Origin of the sequence: Paraburkholderia metrosideri, assembly GCF_904848625.1 — a bacterium.
Classification (GTDB): domain Bacteria; phylum Pseudomonadota; class Gammaproteobacteria; order Burkholderiales; family Burkholderiaceae; genus Paraburkholderia; species Paraburkholderia metrosideri.
Genome location: NZ_CAJHCP010000002.1, coordinates 1 through 17,595, shown reverse-complemented (window position 1 = coordinate 17,595; position 17,595 = coordinate 1). Strand labels below are relative to the sequence as shown.

Sequence of the window (17,595 nt, the reverse complement as noted above, 5' to 3'; positions counted from 1 at the left end):
GACGTCCATGACCTGGATCGCCGCCCTGCCGATGTACAACATCACCCCTGCTCTCGCGCTCGAATGGCGCGGCTGGCTTAGCGACGTGCTGCATAAGGTCAAACCGGCGTGCCGCATCGTCGAACCGGACGAAGAACTGCACGGCTTCTGGCGGCGCCCCAATCTTCTGATTTCGCAAACCTGCGGCTTTCCGTTAATGCACGGTCTGCACGAGCAGGTTCAACTGATCGCAACGCCGCGCTTCGACGCGCCCGGCTGCGACGGTGCGCACTATTCGAGCGTACTGGTGACTCGCGCGAACGCGGAATTCGACTCGCTTGCGTCGTGCCGTGGCGCGCGCGCTGCCTACAATCAGGACGATTCGAACAGCGGCATGAATGTGTTTCGTCACGCAGTTGCGCCACACTCACGCGCCGGGATGTTTTTCAGCGCGGTACTGCGAACCTGTTCGCATCTCGGCTCGTTGCAGGCGGTGGCCGACAACCGGGCGGATGTCGCCGCGATCGACTGTGTGACGTTCGCTTTTGTCTGCGATGAACTACCGGATCTGGCCCGTCAGGTTCGCGCTATCGGCGTGACGGCGGCGTCGCCCGGATTGCCGCTGATCGCATCCGGCAGCGTGCCGCGAGCCACGATCGAAGCGCTGCGCGACGCGCTGAACGAGACGCTGACCATTCGCCCTGAACGGGCAAAGCGCCTGCGTTTGCAGGGCTTTTCCGTTTTGCCGCTCACGGACTACGAACGGATCGGGCAACTCGAAAACGAAGCGCGTGCCGCTGGCTATACGCGCCTCGCGTGACCCTCAGACCGACTGCACGTCCAGCACCAGAAGCTGCGCGCCGTCGGCCACCTGATCACCCACCGCATAGAGCACTTCCGACACCGTACCCGCCGTCGGCGCGCCGATAGTGTGTTCCATCTTCATCGCCTCCATCACGATCAGCGGCGTGCCCTTCTCCACGATCGCGCCTGGCTCGACTAGCACGGCGATCACTTTCCCCGGCATCGGCGCAGTCAGGCGGCCTTCGCCACCTTCGACATCGGCGGCATGCGCGAGCAGGTTCTGCCACTCGAACGCCTGCGCTTCACCAAGGCAAAACACGTGGAACGTATCGCCGTCGACAAACACGCGGCCCGTTGCACGCGCATTGCCTATCGTCGCGCAGAACGCATGCTGGCCCGTGCCGTTCGACCACGTGAAGTCTTCGCGCACGCCGTCGTGGTCGAGTGTTTGCGTGCCGCCGTTGCGGGCGAATCTCACGGTGAACGCGCTTTCGTTGTCGCTGTGGTCGCCGATGTTGCGCCAGCCGAGCGTCTGCGTATAGCCGCCATTCAGGCGCCAGTGCGATAACGCATCCCACGGCGACGCGCCATGCGCGGTGCCGCCCTCACGCGTAAGCAACGCAGCGCAGGCAAGCGCGAGCGCTTCCTTGAAGGGCTTTTTCGCCGGCGCGAACAATGCGTCGTGATGACGTTCGATCAAGCCGGTATCGAGATCGCCGGTCGCAAACGGCTCGCTCGTCACGATGCGCTGCAGGAACTCGATATTAGTGTGCAGTCCGACCACTTCGCACGCATGCAGCGCGCGCTTCAGACGCGCGAGCGCCTCTTCGCGCGTCGCGCCGTGCACGATCAGCTTGGCGATCATCGGATCGTAGTACGGCGTAATGGCATCGCCTTCGCGCACACCACTGTCGATCCGCACCGGTGCCTTGCGGCCCGACTCGCCCACACCGCCGGCATCGATTGCGAATTCCACGCCTTCTGGCATGCGCAAATGTTTGAGCGTGCCCGTCGACGGCAAAAAGCCCCGCGCCGGATGTTCTGCGTAAATGCGCGCTTCGATGGCGTGGCCGTCGAGTTTCAACTGTTGTTGCGTAAGCGGCAGCGGTTCGTCGGCCGCGACGCGCAGTTGCCATTCCACGAGGTCCTGGCCGGTCACCATCTCCGTCACCGGATGCTCGACCTGAAGGCGCGTGTTCATTTCCATGAAATAGAAATCGCCACTCCCGGTCATGATGAACTCGACCGTGCCCGCGCCGACGTAATTCACCGCGCGCGCGGCAGCCACGGCGGCTTCGCCCATTTCGCGCTTGATCTCGGCGGCAAGCCCCGGTGCAGGCGCTTCTTCCAGCACCTTCTGATGACGCCGCTGCACCGAGCAATCGCGATCGAACAGATACACCGCGCCGCCATGACGGTCCGCGAAAACCTGCACTTCCACGTGACGCGGCCGCGTCAGATATTTTTCGATCAGCACGCGATCGTTACCGAAGCTGCTCGCCGCCTCACGCTTGCACGACGTCAGCGCAGCAGCAAAATCCTCGCTGCGTTCGACCACGCGCATGCCCTTGCCGCCGCCACCCGCGCTCGCCTTGAGCAGCACCGGATAGCCGATGGCATCGGCCTCGCGATGCAGCAGTTGCGGGTCCTGATTGTCGCCGTGATAGCCGGGTACGAGCGGCACTGCCGCCGCATGCATCAGCGCTTTGGCCGCCGCCTTGGAACCCATGGCAGCAATGGCCGCAACCGGCGGTCCGATGAAGACGATGCCGGCCGCCTCGCACGCCTGCGCGAAGTCTTTGTTTTCCGACAGGAAGCCATAACCCGGATGCACCGCCTGCGCGCCGGTAGCCCGCGCGGCCTCGATAATGCGCTCGATGCGCAGATAACTTTCCGCTGCCGTTGCGCCGCCGATATGCACGGCCTCATCGCATGCGGCCACGTGTTTCGCCTTGGCGTCCGCGTCGGAGTAGACGGCCACGCTTGCAATACCGAGCCGCTTGCAGGTCGCGGCAACGCGGCACGCAATCTCGCCCCGGTTCGCAATCAGGATCTTGTTGAACATGAATGTCTCGATGAAATGGGCCGTTCCGGGCTGTTGTTCTGGTGTGGACTTCGGCTTTCGCTTTCGCTTTCGCTTTGATTCAGGCTTCAGTTGCGCCAGCGTGGTGTGCGTTTTTCGAGGAACGATGCGACGCCTTCGCGGCCTTCCGCACCTGCTCGTGTACGCGCAATACGCGCGGCTGTCTCTTCGATCAGCGTGTCGCTCAACTCACGACCCGCGACGTCCTGCACCAGTTGCTTGCAGGCTCGCACCGCTTGCGGTCCGTTAGCGCAAAGCGTGGTGGCGACCTGCTGCACAGTGGCATCGAGTTGCTCGGCCTGAACCGCTTCGCTGACGAACCCGAGCCGCAACGCGGTCGCGCAATCGAATGCTTCCGCCGTGATGAAATAGCGGCGCGAGGCCTGTTCGCCCAACGCGCGAATCACGTACGGCGCGATAGTCGCGGGGATTAAACCAAGACGCGCTTCGGAAAGGCAAAAGCGTGCTGTATCGACCGACACCACGATATCGCACGCCGCGATCAGGCCCATGCCTCCTGCGTACGCATCGCCGTTCACACGCGCAATCACCGGCTTGTTGCAGCGATACACCGACGACAGCATATTTGCCAGCAACATCGCATCGGCGCGATTCTCGTCGTCCGAATACGCGGACATTTTCTTCATCCAGTTCAGATCCGCCCCCGCGCAGAACGCCTTGCCGTTCGCGGCGAGCACCACCGCGCGCACGTCGTCGCGCGTATTCAAAGCGGTGAACGCCGAAGTCAGTTCGGCGATCATCGTTTCGTTGAACGCATTGCGCACGTCGGGGCGATTCAGCGTGACGGTGGCTACCTGGGCGTCGAATCCGATATTCAGCGTGTCGTATTGCATACGTTGCGGCTCCTTCGAATTGCGTCAGGTCACATTCTGAACACACCGAAGCGCGTGTCTTCGATCGGTGCATTCATGCTTGCCGAGAGGCCCAAACCGAGCACGTCGCGGGTTTGCGCGGGGTCGATCACACCGTCGTCCCATAGACGCGCGCTCGCATAGTACGGGTGGCCCTGATGTTCGTATTGCTCGCGGATCGGCTGCTTGAACGCCTCTTCTTCTTCCGCGCTCCACGCTCCGCCCTTACCTTCGATGCCGTCGCGCTTGACAGTAGCCAGCACCGACGCCGCCTGTTCGCCGCCCATCACCGAAATGCGTGCATTGGGCCACATCCACAGGAAACGCGGCGAATAGGCACGACCGCACATGCCGTAATTGCCCGCGCCAAACGAACCACCAATGATGACCGTGAATTTCGGCACCTTCGCTGTCGCCACGGCCGTCACCATCTTCGCGCCATTCCGTGCGATGCCTTCGTTTTCATATTTCCGGCCAACCATGAAGCCGGTGATGTTCTGCAGAAACACCAGCGGAATCTTGCGCTGGCAGCACAACTCGATAAAGTGCGTGCCTTTGAGCGCCGACTCTGAAAACAGAATGCCGTTATTCGCCACGATGCCGACCGGATGCCCCCAGATATGCGCGAAGCCACACACGAGCGTAGTGCCGTACCGTGCCTTGAATTCGTCGAACGCGGAGTCGTCGACGATACGCGCGATCACCTCGCGGATATCGAAGGGTTTGCGGGTATCGACGGGAATCACGCCGTACATGCTTTGCACGTCGTAGCGCGGCGGCTTCGGTTCCTGCAACGCCACCGGCACCTGCTTCGTGCGATTCAGATTTCCGACAATGCTGCGAGCGATTCCCAACGCATGCGCGTCGTTCTGCGCGAGGTGATCGACGACGCCCGAGAGACGCGTATGCACATCGCCGCCGCCGAGATCTTCCGCGCTCACCACTTCGCCAGTCGCCGCTTTGACCAGCGGCGGGCCGCCCAGAAAAATCGTCCCCTGATTCTTCACGATGATCGACTCGTCGCTCATCGCCGGCACATACGCGCCCCCCGCCGTACATGAGCCCATCACGACCGCGATCTGCGGAATGCCCGCAGCGGACAGATTCGCCTGGTTATAGAAGATGCGGCCGAAGTGGTCGCGGTCGGGAAACACGTCATCCTGATTCGGCAGATTGGCGCCCCCCGAGTCGACCAGGTACACGCACGGCAAATGATTTTCTGCCGCGATTTCCTGCGCGCGCACGTGCTTTTTTACGGTGACGGGATAGTAAGTGCCGCCTTTGACCGTCGCGTCATTGCACACGATCACGCACTCCTGCCCCGCAATCCGGCCAATTCCCGTGATAACGCCCGCGCCAGGTGCATCGTTGTTGTACATGTCGTAAGCGGCGAGTTGCGAGAACTCGAGAAACGGCGTGCCCGGATCGAGCAATTGCGCAACCCGGTCGCGAGGCAGCAGTTTGCCTCGCCCGGTGTGTTTGTCGCGCGCCGCCTGGCCGCCGCCGAGTGACAGTTGCTGGACCTTCGCGCGAAGATCGGCAACCACCGCTTCGAGCGCCGCTGCGTTAGCGCGAAAATCGTCCGAGCGTGGATTCAGCTTTGATTCGATGATCGGCATCTGGGTACGTCTCCTGTTCGCCGCTTTTTATAGGCCGGTTTTTCTGCGTGGTTTTGGCAGGTTTCGCTGCGTATCAAGCCGTTTCGGCAAACAGTTCGCGTCCGATCAACATCCGGCGAATTTCACTGGTGCCCGCGCCGATTTCATAGAGCTTCGCATCGCGCCACAAACGACCGACCGGGTACTCGTTGATATAGCCATTGCCGCCGAGAATCTGGATCGCTTCGCCGGCCATCCACGTGGCTTTTTCAGCGGTGTAAAGAATCACACCGGCGCAGTCCTTGCGCACCTGGCGTACATGTTCCTTGCCGAGCGTGTCGAGTTGACGGCCCACCGCGTACAGATACGCGCGGCACGCCTGCAAGGTGGTGTAGAGATCGGCCACCTTGCCCTGAATCAGCTGGAATTCGCCAATGGATTGACCGAACTGCTTGCGGTCGTGGATATACGGCACGACCGCATCCATTACCGCGACCATGATGCCGGTCGGGCCGCCCGCGAGTACCGCGCGTTCGTAGTCGAGGCCGCTCATCAGCACTTTGGTGCCGCCGTTCAACTGGCCGAGAATATTTTCTTCCGGTACCTCGACGTTCTCGAACACCAGTTCGCCGGTATGCGAGCCGCGCATGCCGAGCTTGTCGAGCTTCTGCGCAACCGAGAACCCCTTCATGCCTTTCTCGACGATAAACGCGGTAATGCCGCGCGAATTCGCTTCAGGATCGGTTTTGGCGTAGACCACCAGTGTGTCGCAATCGGGCCCGTTGGTGATCCACATCTTCGTGCCGTTGAGCACATAGTGATCGCCCTTCTTTTCAGCGCGCAGCTTCATGCTGACCACATCCGAGCCGGCGTTCGGCTCGCTCATGGCCAGTGCGCCGATATGCTCGCCCGATACGAGTTTGGGCAGGTACTTCTGCTTCTGCGCGTCCGTGCCGTTACGATGAATCTGGTTCACGCACAGGTTCGAATGCGCGCCGTACGACAGGCCCACGGAGGCCGATGCGCGCGAAATCTCTTCCATCGCGATCATGTGCGCGGTGTAGCCCATGTTCGCGCCGCCGTATTCTTCCGACACCGTCATGCCGAGCACGCCGAGATCGCCGAATTTGCGCCACAGGTCCATCGGGAACTGATCCGTGCGATCGATTTCCGCCGCCCGCGGGGCGATTTCTTTCGCGGCGAAACCGGCGATGCTGTCGCGCAGCATTTCGATTTCTTCGCCGAGCGGGAATTGCAGACCGGGCAGATTGGGCATAGCGGTGTCTCCAGAGTTCGTTGGCAGTCGGCTCGCCTCGGTGGGCGCCGGTTTGTTCGGGGGCGGCTTCGCGGGCGATGGCGGCGGCCTGGTGCTCCAACTGGCTCGCTGCCGCTGTCGCCTCGCCCGGCGCGCGACAGGTTCCACACGCATTTCACGCCAGATTGACGTAAGCGTCAATAGGTATTTTTGAGTGTTACTCAGAAAACTTAATGTGACGGTTCGCAGCCCATTTGCCGTGCTAGCATCGCTTATGTCCGGCCAGTCAGGCCACACTCACTGAATAAAATCTGAATCTTACTCATATGACGGTTGCATCCAAGCCCGACACGCCTGTTTCGCGCCGCCAGCCAGCCGGGCGCAAGTCGCAGCAGCGCGTGAAGGAAATCCTTCAGGCGGGGCGTGACGTTTTCTCCGAGAAAGGCTACGAGCGCGCGACGACTGCGGAAATCGCGCAGCGGCTGGGGATTTCCGAGGCGACCGTGTTCAGCTATTTCCGTGGCAAGCGCGAGTTGTGCGCGCGGGTCATCGGCGACTGGTACGACGAGATTATCGAAGCAATCGAATCCGGCCTGCCTCGCGACGGCAATGTGCGCCAACAGTTCGCTTTTATCGTGCGAACGCATTTGCGGCTGATGCTCGTCAACGGCACCGATCTGTGCGCGCTGGTGCTGTCCGAAGGACGGGCCCGCCATCATGAATTGAGCGAGGCACTCACCGAATTGCAACGCCGCTACACCGCGCCGTTGATGCGAGTGCTGGCGCAAGGCCGCGAAAGCGGCCAGATTCGCGCTGACGTGCCGCTACGGCTGTTACGGTCGATGGTGTTCGGCCCCATGGAACATGTGCTGTGGGACGCCACGTTGACGAACCGGCAGATCGATATCGACGCAACCGCGGATCAGTTGATCGACGTGTTGTGGCACGCGCTCACGCCGCCGGATCTCGCGGTGAATGCGTTGCAGCGGTTCAGGGTGGAGGTGGCGGAGGCGAATCGACGGTTTGAGGAAAGCACGCAGCGGGCACCACGCGTTGGCAGCAATGAATAACGGGGCTTAAGGTGTAACGAGCGGAAGCGAGCTATTCGTACGTCGCACTAGCGGCCGCGAAACGTAGATCCTGGCATAAGTTAAGTCCAAAGATAGCGTGCGCACGACTGACTTCCGATGGCCCGAACCTGTGGGCAACCATGTCAATGGCGCGCAGCAGAAGTCCAATATGACTTAAAGCTGCTCTGGCGCCGCCAGGGAAAAGTCTCATGCGCGCTATGCCATGGCGGCCCGAAAGAAGCTAATCTACTGCTTCCCCGCGCCGCCAGAAGGAGAACCCCCGTGCCTGAAGCGAAATCAAGCAAGCCCGCCAAGCCCTCGAACATCCGCATCGGCATAGGTGGCTGGACTTACGCCCCCTGGCGCGGCACCTTCTATCCGGAAGATCTCACGCAAAGCCGTGAACTCGAATACGCGAGCCAGCATCTCACGTCGATTGAAATCAACGGTACGTTTTACGGTTTGCAAAAACCGGCGAGTTACGAGAAGTGGTATCAGGAAACCCCGGACAATTTTGTCTTCTCGCTAAAGGCCCCGCGTTACGCGACCAACAGAAAAGTACTCGCCGACGCCGGCGAAACGATCGAACGTTTTTACGCGAGCGGCGTGCTGCTGCTCAAACAGAAACTCGGCCCGATCAACTGGCAATTCGCGCCGACCAAAAAATTCGATCACGAAGACTTTGAGGCGTTTCTGAAGTTGCTGCCTGCGAGTATCGAAGGTCAGACACTGAGGCACGCAATCGAGGTACGTAACGACACGTTCAAAACGCCGGAATTTATCGCGCTCGCAAGAAAATACAAGGTTGCCGTCGTGCTCGCGGGTGATAGCGACTACCCGCAAATCGCCGACATCACCGCCCCCTTCGTGTATGCGCGCATCATGGGCACGACCGATAAGCAGGCCAACGGCTATTCAGCCAAAGCACTTGGCGCATGGGCCGAACGTGCGCGGCAACTCGCGGCGGGTACGACGCCAGACGATCTGGAAACCTCGGCGGCGCCACCGGCCAAAGCAGCGACGCGCGATGTGTACCTGTACGTGATCAGCGGCTTCAAGGAACGTAATCCCGCCGCAGCAATGGCGTTGATCAAAAAACTCTGACAACGCGCGCTCCCGGCCGTCACACGCGGGTGTCATAATCGCGCCATTGATTTGCCGACCATGCAACGCCAACGCGACGAAGATACGACGCAAACGCGAAGCAGACGCCACGCAAAGCAGGCGCGACATCTACACAACGACACTCGCCTATCCAGGCCATCAGGCCACCCCACTACCAAGGTCCGGGAGAACATTTTGAGCGCCATCGACAATCCTTTGCACGATCAGGAAGTCGGCTCGGCCGACGCCACCCAGGACACCACGCGCATCGACGACGTGCGGATCGGCGCGGTACGTCCGCTAATTTCCCCCGCGCTATTGCAGGACGAACTGCCCGTGCCGCCCCCCGTGCAGACGCTGGTCGAAAAAACCCGCGCGGAAATTGCCGACATTCTGCATGGCCGCGACGACCGGCTGGTGCTGATCGTCGGCCCGTGTTCGATTCACGATCACGACCAGGCAATCGAATATGCACGCAAACTCAAAACGGCAGCCGACACGTATAAAGACGATCTGCTGATCGTCATGCGCGTGTACTTCGAAAAGCCGCGCACCACCGTCGGCTGGAAAGGCTATATCAACGACCCGCGTCTCGATGGCAGCTTTCGCATCAATGAAGGCCTGCGGCTCGCGCGGCAATTGCTGCTCGATATCAACGGTCTGGGGCTATCCACGGCCACTGAGTTTCTCGACCTGCTCAGTCCGCAATACATCGCCGATCTGATCGCGTGGGGCGCGATTGGCGCACGCACGACAGAGAGCCAGAGCCATCGGCAACTGGCGTCGGGACTGAGTTGCCCGATCGGCTTCAAGAACGGCACGGACGGCGGCGTACAGATCGCCGCGGACGCCATCGTCGCGGCGCGCGCGAGTCACGCTTTCATGGGCATGACGAAAATGGGCATGGCCGCGATCTTCGAAACGCGCGGCAACGACGACGCTCACGTGATTCTGCGCGGTGGCAAGAAAGGACCGAACTACGATAGCGCGTCGGTGGAAGCCACCTGTTCGGCGCTCAGATCAGCGGGTCTGCGCGAGCAGGTCATGATCGACTGTTCGCATGCGAATTCGGGCAAGTCGCATTTGCGTCAACTGGATGTGGTGCAGGATATCGCGCAGCAATTGTCGCAGCGCGAGCGCCGCATTATCGGCGTCATGCTGGAAAGTCATCTGGAAGAAGGCCGTCAGGATCTGAAAGCCGGTGTGCCGTTGCAATACGGCGTATCGATCACGGACGCCTGCGTGAGCTGGGAACAAACCGAGCCGGTACTCGCCACGCTCGCCGACGCAGCCCGCAAACGACGCGCGGGTTAAGCGGATTAAGCAAGCGGGTCGACCGGCGGGTCAACCACGCGTCCAAACAAGCCCAAGGCGCACTGGAGCGAGCTCCGCTCCACTTCGCCATTCAGGCACACGCGCCGCACCAGCCGCCGACAGATCCCGCTTACCGGCGTTGGGCAGCGCGTGATTCCTCACGCCTGAGACATCGCCCTGCGTGCGCCAGACAGCGCACGTGGATGCTCCAGCGTGAAGCGCGTTGCATTACGACGCGTTGACGGCTTCCTTGAACGCCTTGCCGGCCGTGAACTTCACCGTCTTGGCTGCCGCGATCTGGATCTCTGCACCCGTCGACGGATTGCGGCCCACGCGTGCTGCGCGCGCGCCGGTCGAGAAAGAACCGAAACCGACCAGTTGCACCGTATCGCCGCTCACCACAGCTTTGGTGACCGCTTCGACGATTGCGTCGATGGTCTGGCCGGTGGCCGCTTTGCTTTCGCCCGTCGCTGCGGCGACTGCATCAATCAGTTCCTGTTTGTTCATAGCACTTCCCGTATGGTAATCATGGAACCGGCGCCACATCTGTCGCGCCGGGACCGACACACTAACGCATAGGCGCGCATTCGCGCAAACTGTCCATGTAAGGCTTGTATCACCCGCCCAGAGCCAATTTGACGTTTTTTTGCTGCAAAGTGCCATAAGAATCGCGCGCTTACGCGTTTATCCCGCTTTACGCGCGCGCTCAGCGGATCACAATCCGTTGCAATTTCAGTGCTTTAGCGCGACGCAAACCGCCTCGGGCAAGCTTTTTGACCGGGTTGGCGTGGCTCGTAGAGATTCGCTATTGTCAGGGTCCACACCTGACAAGTTAAGAATCCGGGAGGAATAAAAAAATGAAATTTCGCCAGATAGCAACAGGCGCGCTGCTGGCTTCAGTGCTCGGCGCGATGTCCGGCGTGGTGGCAGCACAAGACGCGAACGGCTGCGCAACCCTGGTCGGCGCATCGTCTTCAGGTTCGCCGCAAGGCTTTCAGGTTCGTGACGGCGAACCTGTCGATCTCGTCAGCGGCGGCAAAACGGTGCACGGCAAGTTGCTCGTATTCGGCGACAACGGCGTGTTTCGCGCGTACTGGCAACCCGAGAACAGCGCTGAAAAATATGTGCTGGCGAATGCCGGCACCGATGCCGTACGACTGGTCTCGACGCCGCCTCAAGGCTCGCCAGCCGCAGACGGCCAACCCGGCACGAGGCTTGCCCCCCAACATGTGCTGTCGTGTCCGGCGCTTTGAAGCCGTTCGCCGCGCCCGGCCTATCCGGCACAAATGACTCGACATGACGTGAGCGAATGGGCAACAGGTCGTACTTACCGCTTATCCACCGCCCTATTTATTTCCTGCCGACGCGCTATCAAGGTCCCGGTCGGCATGCCGATATCACGTTGCGTATGGCATATAAACGTTAAAGGGATGTGAATGGTTCGGCTAGCCAGACTCAGGGAAGCGCTATCGGTCGCGGAAGACGATCCCGATCTCGTGCGCTCGCAGCTCCAGGCATTCAGCCGTCAGATCCCGCTCATCTATTTCATGCTGATCGTCAACACGACGGCGGTCGCGATCACGCATCTGGGCAGTGCACCGGCATGGTTGTCCATCTATATCCCTGTCGTGCTCTGCGCGCTGTGCGTCGTGCGCAGCGCCCGATGGTGGACGGTGCGTCATCGCGTGATCACCGACGACCAGGCCGCGCCCGAATTGCGCAAGCTGATCTGGCTGGTGGGTCTGTTCGGCGTCGCGTTCAGTAGCTGGTCGCTTCTGCTGTTTCCATACGGAACCGCCTTCGAACAATCCCAGGTCGCGTTCTATATGGCGACCACGATGGTGGGCTGCGTGTTCTGCCTGATGCATTTGCGTGCGGCGTCGCTGTTGCTGCTTTCCATCGTCGTACTGAGCTTCTCGGGCTTTCTGATTTTCACCCACTCGCCCGTGTTCATTGCAATGGCGGTCGACATGACGCTGGTCGGCTTCGCGCTCGCGGTGATCATCCTGTTGTACTACCGGACTTTTGCGGGCGTGGTTCACGCACGGCGCGAATTGCAAATAAGCCAGCAGAAAACCCAGCGTCTCAGCGACGACAATTTCCGGCTCGCGAGCATCGACAGCCTGACCGATCTGCCTAACCGGCGCAGCTTTTTCGCGTCGTTGCGCGCAATGTCGGAACTGGCGCTCAGCACCGGCGACGGCTTCAACGTCGGGCTGATCGATCTCGATGGCTTCAAACAGGTGAACGACATTTACGGCCACGCCTGCGGCGATCTCGTGCTTCAGGAGGTGGGCTTGCGGCTACTCGAACTCGCCGAACCGGGTCTGTTCTTTGCACGTTTAGGGGGCGATGAATTCGGCATTCTCGTGCAATACAAATTGTCGAACGAGAAACTGGTCGAGTTGGGAGCGCGCATCTGCGAGGCGCTCAGCCGGCCTTACCGGGTGGCAGGCAACGTTGCCGAACTGTCGGGCACCATCGGCTGGGCCGCGTTTCCTGAAGCGGGAACCACGGTCGCGCAAGTGTTCGAACGCGCCGACGCCGCGCTTTACGTCGGCAAGGAAGGCCGCCGTGGCACGCCGGTGATTTTCTCGACCGAACATGAAACGCGCATCCGTCGATCGAGTCTCGTCACTCAGGAACTGCGCCACGCCGATCTCGAGTCGGAACTGTTCCTGGAATTTCAACCGATTTACGATCTGTTCACGCATCGCCCGACGGGTCTGGAAGCACTCGGGCGCTGGCATAACGCGCGCCTCGGCGCGGTCAAACCGGAAGAATTTATCCGCATCGCCGAGCGCACCGAACTGATTCTGCGCATCACCGAAATACTGCTGCACAAAGCGCTCGATGAAGTCTCGCGCTGGCCGTGCGAACTCTATCTGTCCTTCAATCTGTCCGCGATCGATATCTCCACGTCGGCGCGCGCCCGACGGCTGATCGATATCGTGACGCAAAGTGGCGTGCCGCCGCATCGCGTGTCGTTCGAAATCACGGAGACCGCCGTGACGCGCGATTTCGAACAGGCTCACAGCGCACTGACGATGATCAAGCAGGCGGGCTGCCGCGTATCGCTCGACGACTTCGGCACCGGTTATTCGAGTCTGAGTTACGTGCATCGGCTGCCGTTCGATACGATCAAGATCGACCGCAGCTTCGTGACCGATATCGACTCCAATAGCGCGTCGAAGAAGATCGTCAAGTCGGTGCTCGACCTGTGCCGCAACCTCGGCCTCGAATGCGTGGTGGAAGGGCTGGAAACGGCGACGCAAGCCGAGGTCGTCAAGACGCTTGGCGCACGCGCAGTGCAAGGCTATCTATTCAGTCGGCCGATGCGGGCGAGCGCGGTCGCCGCTTATCTGCAAACGGCGCTCGCGCAGGCTGATGCGGTGGAAGCGCAGCCTTGAGCGGGCTGCGCCGTTGCAGGTCGGCTTGCCTGCGCCGTGGCAGATGCGTGATGTGCGTGATGTGCGTGACGGCAGCCTAGCGCGCCTTGTTGCCGTATTCCAGCTTCGGATACCAGTCCTGTCCGCGACCTGCGGGCGTCATGTCGAGTATCGTCCACAGCGGCATCAGATCAGGTGCGCCGCGCGGGTCTTCGCCTGGGTCCGCTGTCGTGGCACCCATCTCGGCGCCCCAGAAATGCCGCACCGTGCCGCCGGAACGCGTGAATACATTTAACGCGGGCACGTCGTCGCCGGCCGGATCTTCGCCCGCGTAGTCACGATTAAACGTATTGCCACCCGACGAATACAGCCGCAGATGCCGCCAGCCCCGCTCTTTCGCAAAGGCCGCCAGCTTGTCGATCGGTGAACGGCCGATCACCGCAAAGGCGACGCGCTGCAGGATGTCGGGCATTTCGCCGTCATAGGCACTCAATAGCGACGTGCACATCGGGCAGGGCCGCGCACGCTGCGGGCCGAACATCCAGTTATAGGTCACGAGCGTGTCGTGCTCGCCGAACATCTCCGACAGCGTGAGCGGCCCCTCCTCGCCCTCGAAACGGTAGTCCTCGGGTACCGCCCCGCCGGGCGGCAGAGCGCGCCGCTGAGCGGCAACCCGTTCGATATGGCGGCGCAATTCGATTTCCTCGGCCAGCAGCGCGTTGCGCGCGCTGCGATAGCCGGCGCTTTCGCCCGGAAATCTCGGCGGCAAGTCGGCGAGTTGCCGAGCGGGTATCAGCGTCTGCGCGGAGGTCTGTCCATCAGTCATTAGCCATCTCCTCAATCGAAAAAGGATAGGGGTGCGACAAGCGGCTCGGCCCTTTTATCGCCCTCTATCTGGTCACGACGGATGGGGAGAGCGCAAATCGACACGCACCCGGGACATTTCTTGTCGACCTGAGTGGCATCGCCGCGTCGCTTCATCACGCACGCCACGCGCAGCAACCGCCCTCGCCCATCAAGGTATGCTCTCGCCAAACAGCGCGCCGCGCGCCGTCCCTGAGGATGCACTATGCCGCTTCGTCTACCACCGCTGCCCGCGCTACGCTTCTTCGAAGCCGCCGGCCGGCATCAGAGTTTCAAGCTCGCCGCCGCCGAACTGAACGTCACGCCGAGCGCCGTCAGTCACGGCATTGTCGGACTGGAGCAGGCGCTCGGCGTCGAACTGTTCGTGCGCGAACCGCGTGGCATTTCGCTCACCGCGACCGGCGCGGACTATCTGTCTTACGTGTCCGAGGCATTTTCACTGATCGCCATCGGCACGCAGCGTCTGCCCAACCATCGCGCGGATCGCCCGATCGCGCTGAGTTGCGCGCCGACCTTCGCTTCGCGCTGGCTATTGCCGCGCCTCGCCGGTTTCCGCGCGCGTTGGCCGAATGTCAACGTTAGCGTGGACACCTCGCATCGTCAGGTAGGCTTTCCGGTCGACGGCTTCGATTTCGCCATCCGCCTGAGCCGCGCCCCGGTTGCGGGAACCGCGTGGACGCGTCTGTTCGGCGAACGCTTCGTGCCCGTGTGCAGCGCGGCGTACCTCGACACGTTGCGTGACGGTAGCGGCGACGGCAGCCTCGACTGGCGACGCGCGACGCTCATTCACGTGCATACCGCGAGCGAGGACTGGCAAAGCTGGATAGATGCGGCTGGCGTCGAAGGAATCGATGCCGCGAACGGCCTGCGTGTCGATACGATCCAGCTTGCATTCGAGGCGGCAGCGATGGGCCTCGGCCTGGCGCTCGGCAGAAAGCCGCTAGTGGATGCCGATCTGAGCAGCGGTGCGCTGGTCGAAGCAGGTCCTCCAACACTTGCCTCTGCGGGCGCTTACTGGCTGGTGAGCGCGGAGAACGTGGAGCGCCGCCCGGAACTTGTCGACTTCCGACGCTGGTTGATCGGCGAGTCCGGGCAATTCGACACGTCGCCCGAAGCCGCGCATGCGAGCACGCATGACTCAAACTCGTAACTCATAACGCGCCGAATTAACCGTCTGGCGCCGTCACACAGGTGAGCCACGCTCACCTGTCATCGCCATCTTTTCCTTTGCCGCCTCTGACGCTCGCTGCGACCATTCGGTCAAAGGAGATCAGATCATGTCGACTGCAAACAGCAAACGCTTCGCCCCGCTCGTCAACACGACGACCCTCGTGATCCTGGCTGGCGCCCTGGTCCTGAGCGCGGCGATGGGCATCCGGCAAACCTTCGGGCTTTTCATCGGCCCGTTCTCGTTCGACCGTGGTCTGCCCGTCACGTTGATCGCCTTCGCGATTGCGCTGCACAACCTCGTGTGGGGCTTCGCCCAGCCGTTCGCGGGCGCGGCGGCGGACCGTTACGGCTCGGCGCCTGTCGTCGCGTTCGGCGCCACCACCTTTGCGGCTGGCCTCGGCCTCGCGGCGGTGGCGCCGGGTGGCGCGATGCTGATCGTCGGCATGGGGTTGCTGGTCGGCATCGGCGTGAGTTGCACGACCTTCGGCGTGGTGTTGCCGGCGGTGGGCCGGGTTGCATCGCCAGAAAAACGCAGCATGGCGATGGGGCTGGTCAGCGCGGGCGGCTCGGCCGGGCAGGTGCTGATGATCCCATTGGTGCAAACCATCCGGCTCGGTTCTGGCATCGCCGCGTCGCTGTTCGCACTCGCTTTCCTGATGCTGCTGGTCGCCCCGCTCGGCATCGTGCTCGACCGGGGCGCGCGAGCCGGCGCGACGGTTCACGCAGCGCCGGCCGTGCCGCTACGCGATGTACTGAGGCAGGCGGTCCGGCATCGCGGCTATCGTCTGCTGACGCTCGGCTTCTTCACCTGCGGATTCCAGCTGGCATTCATCTCGACGCATCTGCCCGAGTATCTGACGCTGTGCCATATGCCGCTCGGGCTCGGCGCGACCGCGCTGGCGCTGATCGGCCTGTTCAATATGGCGGGCAGTTGGGGATGCGGCTGGCTCGGCGGCCGGTTCAGGCAGCATTACGTGCTCGGCTGGCTCTATCTGATTCGCAGCGTGACGATCGGCGCGTTCTTTCTGCTGCCGAAGACCGCTGAGTCCGTGGTGATTTTCGCGGCCATCATGGGCCTCACGTGGCTCGGCACCGTGCCGCTCACGAGCGGGCTGGTGGCGAAAGTATTCGGCACGCGCCACCTCGGCAGCCTGTTTGGCGTCTGCTTTCTGAGCCACCAGATCGGCTCGTTTCTCGGCGCGTGGCTCGGCGGTCTCGTGTTCGATCTGACCGGCTCGTATTCGTTGTTGTGGGAAGCGACGGTTGTCAGCGGACTGATCGCGGCACTGCTGCATTTTCCAATCGACGACTCCGCCGTACCCGCGCCCAAGCTGCGCTCGCAGCCCGCTGCCGCCTGATTCCGCTTGCCAAACAACGACCGACAACCGTGCCGCCATCGTCTAGACTTTGACTCTCAGGGAGCAGGAGCCGACCCATGACAGCCGGCATCGACCGGAACGCAGCGGCGGCGCTTACGTCAGGAGCAACCATGTCAGACGTTTTGCACGACGCGCGGGCACCGGTCATCAAGGTGCGTCCCGACCGGGAAATGGCGACCACCCAGCGGCTGCCGTATTTCGTCGGCATTTCCGCGAGCACTGCGGGCAGCACGGGTTTGTCGATGTACATGGTCGTGGTGCCGCCGGGCGGCCACGCCGAACCGCATTTCCACGCCGACTACGAAACCGCGATTTACCAGCTCGAAGGCCGGATCGAGACGCGCTATGGTCCCGGTTTGCGCGAGTCCGTGATCACCGAGCCGGGCGATTTTCTATTCATTCCACCTGGCGTTCCGCATCAACCGTTCAATCTCGACGCTAACACTGCCGCGCGTGCCATCGTCGCGCGCAACCATGCAGACGAGCATGAACGGGTGACGCCCTACGATCCCGCCACAGAGGCGTGATCTGAAACAACGTCATCACGACCGACGTACCTGATGCGCCGGGTCGAACGGCTCGTGCGCCCCGCACGAGCCGTTTGCCGTTTGCCGTTTGCCGTTTGCCGTTTGCCGTTTGCCGTTTGCCGTTTGCCGTTTGCCGTTTGCCGTTTGCCGTTTGCCGTTTGCCGTTTGCCGTTTGCCGTTTGCCGTT

At 61.9% G+C, this 17,595-nt stretch carries 15 protein-coding genes; 9 read left to right on the top strand and 6 right to left on the bottom strand.

The window, feature by feature from the left end; genetic code table 11:
• The first annotated feature begins 7 nt into the window (after window positions 1-7).
• Window positions 8-799 (top strand): phosphate/phosphite/phosphonate ABC transporter substrate-binding protein, encoded by a 792-nt coding sequence (locus LMG28727_RS03035; protein WP_201640842.1) that lies wholly within the window; start codon window positions 8-10, stop codon window positions 797-799.
• Between the two features lie 3 nt (window positions 800-802).
• Here the strand turns inward: LMG28727_RS03035 and LMG28727_RS03030 are convergent, their stop codons facing one another.
• The 4 genes from LMG28727_RS03030 to LMG28727_RS03015 form a co-directional block, all read right to left on the bottom strand.
• Window positions 803-2,848, bottom strand: coding sequence for an acetyl/propionyl/methylcrotonyl-CoA carboxylase subunit alpha (locus tag LMG28727_RS03030; protein ID WP_201640841.1), 2,046 nt, complete (start codon window positions 2,846-2,848; stop codon window positions 803-805).
• 86 nt (window positions 2,849-2,934) lie between these two features.
• Window positions 2,935-3,720 carry an enoyl-CoA hydratase/isomerase family protein gene (locus tag LMG28727_RS03025; RefSeq protein ID WP_201640840.1) on the bottom strand — a complete coding sequence of 262 codons (786 nt, stop codon included), beginning with the start codon at window positions 3,718-3,720 and terminating at the stop codon, window positions 2,935-2,937.
• 29 nt (window positions 3,721-3,749) lie between these two features.
• Window positions 3,750-5,357 (bottom strand): carboxyl transferase domain-containing protein, encoded by a 1,608-nt coding sequence (locus tag LMG28727_RS03020; protein WP_201640839.1) that lies wholly within the window; start codon window positions 5,355-5,357, stop codon window positions 3,750-3,752.
• Between the two features lie 73 nt (window positions 5,358-5,430).
• On the bottom strand, window positions 5,431-6,612 hold the full coding sequence (locus LMG28727_RS03015; protein ID WP_201640838.1) for an isovaleryl-CoA dehydrogenase: 1,182 nt from the start codon (window positions 6,610-6,612) through the stop codon (window positions 5,431-5,433).
• A gap of 305 nt (window positions 6,613-6,917) precedes the next feature.
• On the opposite strand from LMG28727_RS03015, the gene LMG28727_RS03010 reads away from it, so the two are divergent.
• The 3 genes from LMG28727_RS03010 (at window position 6,918) to LMG28727_RS03000 (ending at window position 10,079) form a co-directional block, all read left to right on the top strand.
• Window positions 6,918-7,661: a TetR/AcrR family transcriptional regulator gene (locus LMG28727_RS03010; RefSeq protein WP_201640837.1), complete on the top strand. Its 744-nt coding sequence runs from the start codon at window positions 6,918-6,920 to the stop codon at window positions 7,659-7,661.
• Window positions 7,662-7,943: 282 nt separating this feature from the next.
• A complete protein-coding gene (locus tag LMG28727_RS03005; protein WP_201640836.1) occupies window positions 7,944-8,765 on the top strand; it encodes a DUF72 domain-containing protein in 822 nt (273 codons plus the stop codon).
• Window positions 8,766-8,960: 195 nt separating this feature from the next.
• Window positions 8,961-10,079 carry a 3-deoxy-7-phosphoheptulonate synthase gene (locus tag LMG28727_RS03000; RefSeq protein ID WP_328810074.1) on the top strand — a complete coding sequence of 373 codons (1,119 nt, stop codon included), beginning with the start codon at window positions 8,961-8,963 and terminating at the stop codon, window positions 10,077-10,079.
• A gap of 228 nt (window positions 10,080-10,307) precedes the next feature.
• Here the strand turns inward: LMG28727_RS03000 and LMG28727_RS02995 are convergent, their stop codons facing one another.
• Entirely contained in the window at window positions 10,308-10,586 is a 279-nt protein-coding gene (locus tag LMG28727_RS02995; RefSeq protein ID WP_042324988.1) for an HU family DNA-binding protein, read from the bottom strand.
• 350 nt (window positions 10,587-10,936) lie between these two features.
• Between LMG28727_RS02995 and LMG28727_RS02990 the strand changes: the two genes are divergently transcribed.
• Both LMG28727_RS02990 and LMG28727_RS02985 read left to right on the top strand, forming a co-directional pair.
• The gene (locus tag LMG28727_RS02990; RefSeq protein WP_201640835.1) at window positions 10,937-11,332 is read left to right on the top strand and encodes a hypothetical protein; all 396 of its coding nucleotides are present in this window, start codon (window positions 10,937-10,939) and stop codon (window positions 11,330-11,332) included.
• Between the two features lie 183 nt (window positions 11,333-11,515).
• On the top strand, window positions 11,516-13,489 hold the full coding sequence (locus tag LMG28727_RS02985; protein ID WP_201640834.1) for a putative bifunctional diguanylate cyclase/phosphodiesterase: 1,974 nt from the start codon (window positions 11,516-11,518) through the stop codon (window positions 13,487-13,489).
• 76 nt (window positions 13,490-13,565) lie between these two features.
• On the opposite strand, the gene LMG28727_RS02980 is transcribed toward LMG28727_RS02985, so the two are convergent.
• Window positions 13,566-14,294 carry a DUF899 family protein gene (locus LMG28727_RS02980; RefSeq protein ID WP_201640833.1) on the bottom strand — a complete coding sequence of 243 codons (729 nt, stop codon included), beginning with the start codon at window positions 14,292-14,294 and terminating at the stop codon, window positions 13,566-13,568.
• 243 nt (window positions 14,295-14,537) lie between these two features.
• Here LMG28727_RS02980 and LMG28727_RS02975 point away from each other — a divergent pair, with 243 nt between their 5' ends.
• The 3 genes from LMG28727_RS02975 to LMG28727_RS02965 all read left to right on the top strand — a co-directional run bounded on the left by LMG28727_RS02975 (window position 14,538) and on the right by LMG28727_RS02965 (window position 17,408).
• Window positions 14,538-15,482 (top strand): LysR substrate-binding domain-containing protein, encoded by a 945-nt coding sequence (locus LMG28727_RS02975; protein WP_201640832.1) that lies wholly within the window; start codon window positions 14,538-14,540, stop codon window positions 15,480-15,482.
• A 127-nt stretch (window positions 15,483-15,609) separates the two neighbouring features.
• Window positions 15,610-16,860, top strand: a complete 1,251-nt coding sequence (locus tag LMG28727_RS02970; RefSeq protein WP_201640831.1) for an MFS transporter — start codon at window positions 15,610-15,612, stop codon at window positions 16,858-16,860.
• A gap of 131 nt (window positions 16,861-16,991) precedes the next feature.
• Entirely contained in the window at window positions 16,992-17,408 is a 417-nt protein-coding gene (locus LMG28727_RS02965) for a cupin domain-containing protein (protein ID WP_201640830.1), read from the top strand.
• The last annotated feature ends 187 nt before the right edge of the window (window positions 17,409-17,595 follow it).

Coding starts and splice junctions, on each gene's coding strand:
- LMG28727_RS03035 (WP_201640842.1), top strand. CDS start 8: ATGACCTGGATCGCCGCCCTGCCGATGTACAACATCACCCCTGCTCTC.
- LMG28727_RS03030 (WP_201640841.1), bottom strand. CDS start 2,848: ATGTTCAACAAGATCCTGATTGCGAACCGGGGCGAGATTGCGTGCCGC.
- LMG28727_RS03025 (WP_201640840.1), bottom strand. CDS start 3,720: ATGCAATACGACACGCTGAATATCGGATTCGACGCCCAGGTAGCCACC.
- LMG28727_RS03020 (WP_201640839.1), bottom strand. CDS start 5,357: ATGCCGATCATCGAATCAAAGCTGAATCCACGCTCGGACGATTTTCGC.
- LMG28727_RS03015 (WP_201640838.1), bottom strand. CDS start 6,612: ATGCCCAATCTGCCCGGTCTGCAATTCCCGCTCGGCGAAGAAATCGAA.
- LMG28727_RS03010 (WP_201640837.1), top strand. CDS start 6,918: ATGACGGTTGCATCCAAGCCCGACACGCCTGTTTCGCGCCGCCAGCCA.
- LMG28727_RS02995 (WP_042324988.1), bottom strand. CDS start 10,586: ATGAACAAACAGGAACTGATTGATGCAGTCGCCGCAGCGACGGGCGAA.
- LMG28727_RS02990 (WP_201640835.1), top strand. CDS start 10,937: ATGAAATTTCGCCAGATAGCAACAGGCGCGCTGCTGGCTTCAGTGCTC.
- LMG28727_RS02985 (WP_201640834.1), top strand. CDS start 11,516: ATGGTTCGGCTAGCCAGACTCAGGGAAGCGCTATCGGTCGCGGAAGAC.
- LMG28727_RS02980 (WP_201640833.1), bottom strand. CDS start 14,294: ATGACTGATGGACAGACCTCCGCGCAGACGCTGATACCCGCTCGGCAA.
- LMG28727_RS02975 (WP_201640832.1), top strand. CDS start 14,538: ATGCCGCTTCGTCTACCACCGCTGCCCGCGCTACGCTTCTTCGAAGCC.
- LMG28727_RS02970 (WP_201640831.1), top strand. CDS start 15,610: ATGTCGACTGCAAACAGCAAACGCTTCGCCCCGCTCGTCAACACGACG.
- LMG28727_RS02965 (WP_201640830.1), top strand. CDS start 16,992: ATGTCAGACGTTTTGCACGACGCGCGGGCACCGGTCATCAAGGTGCGT.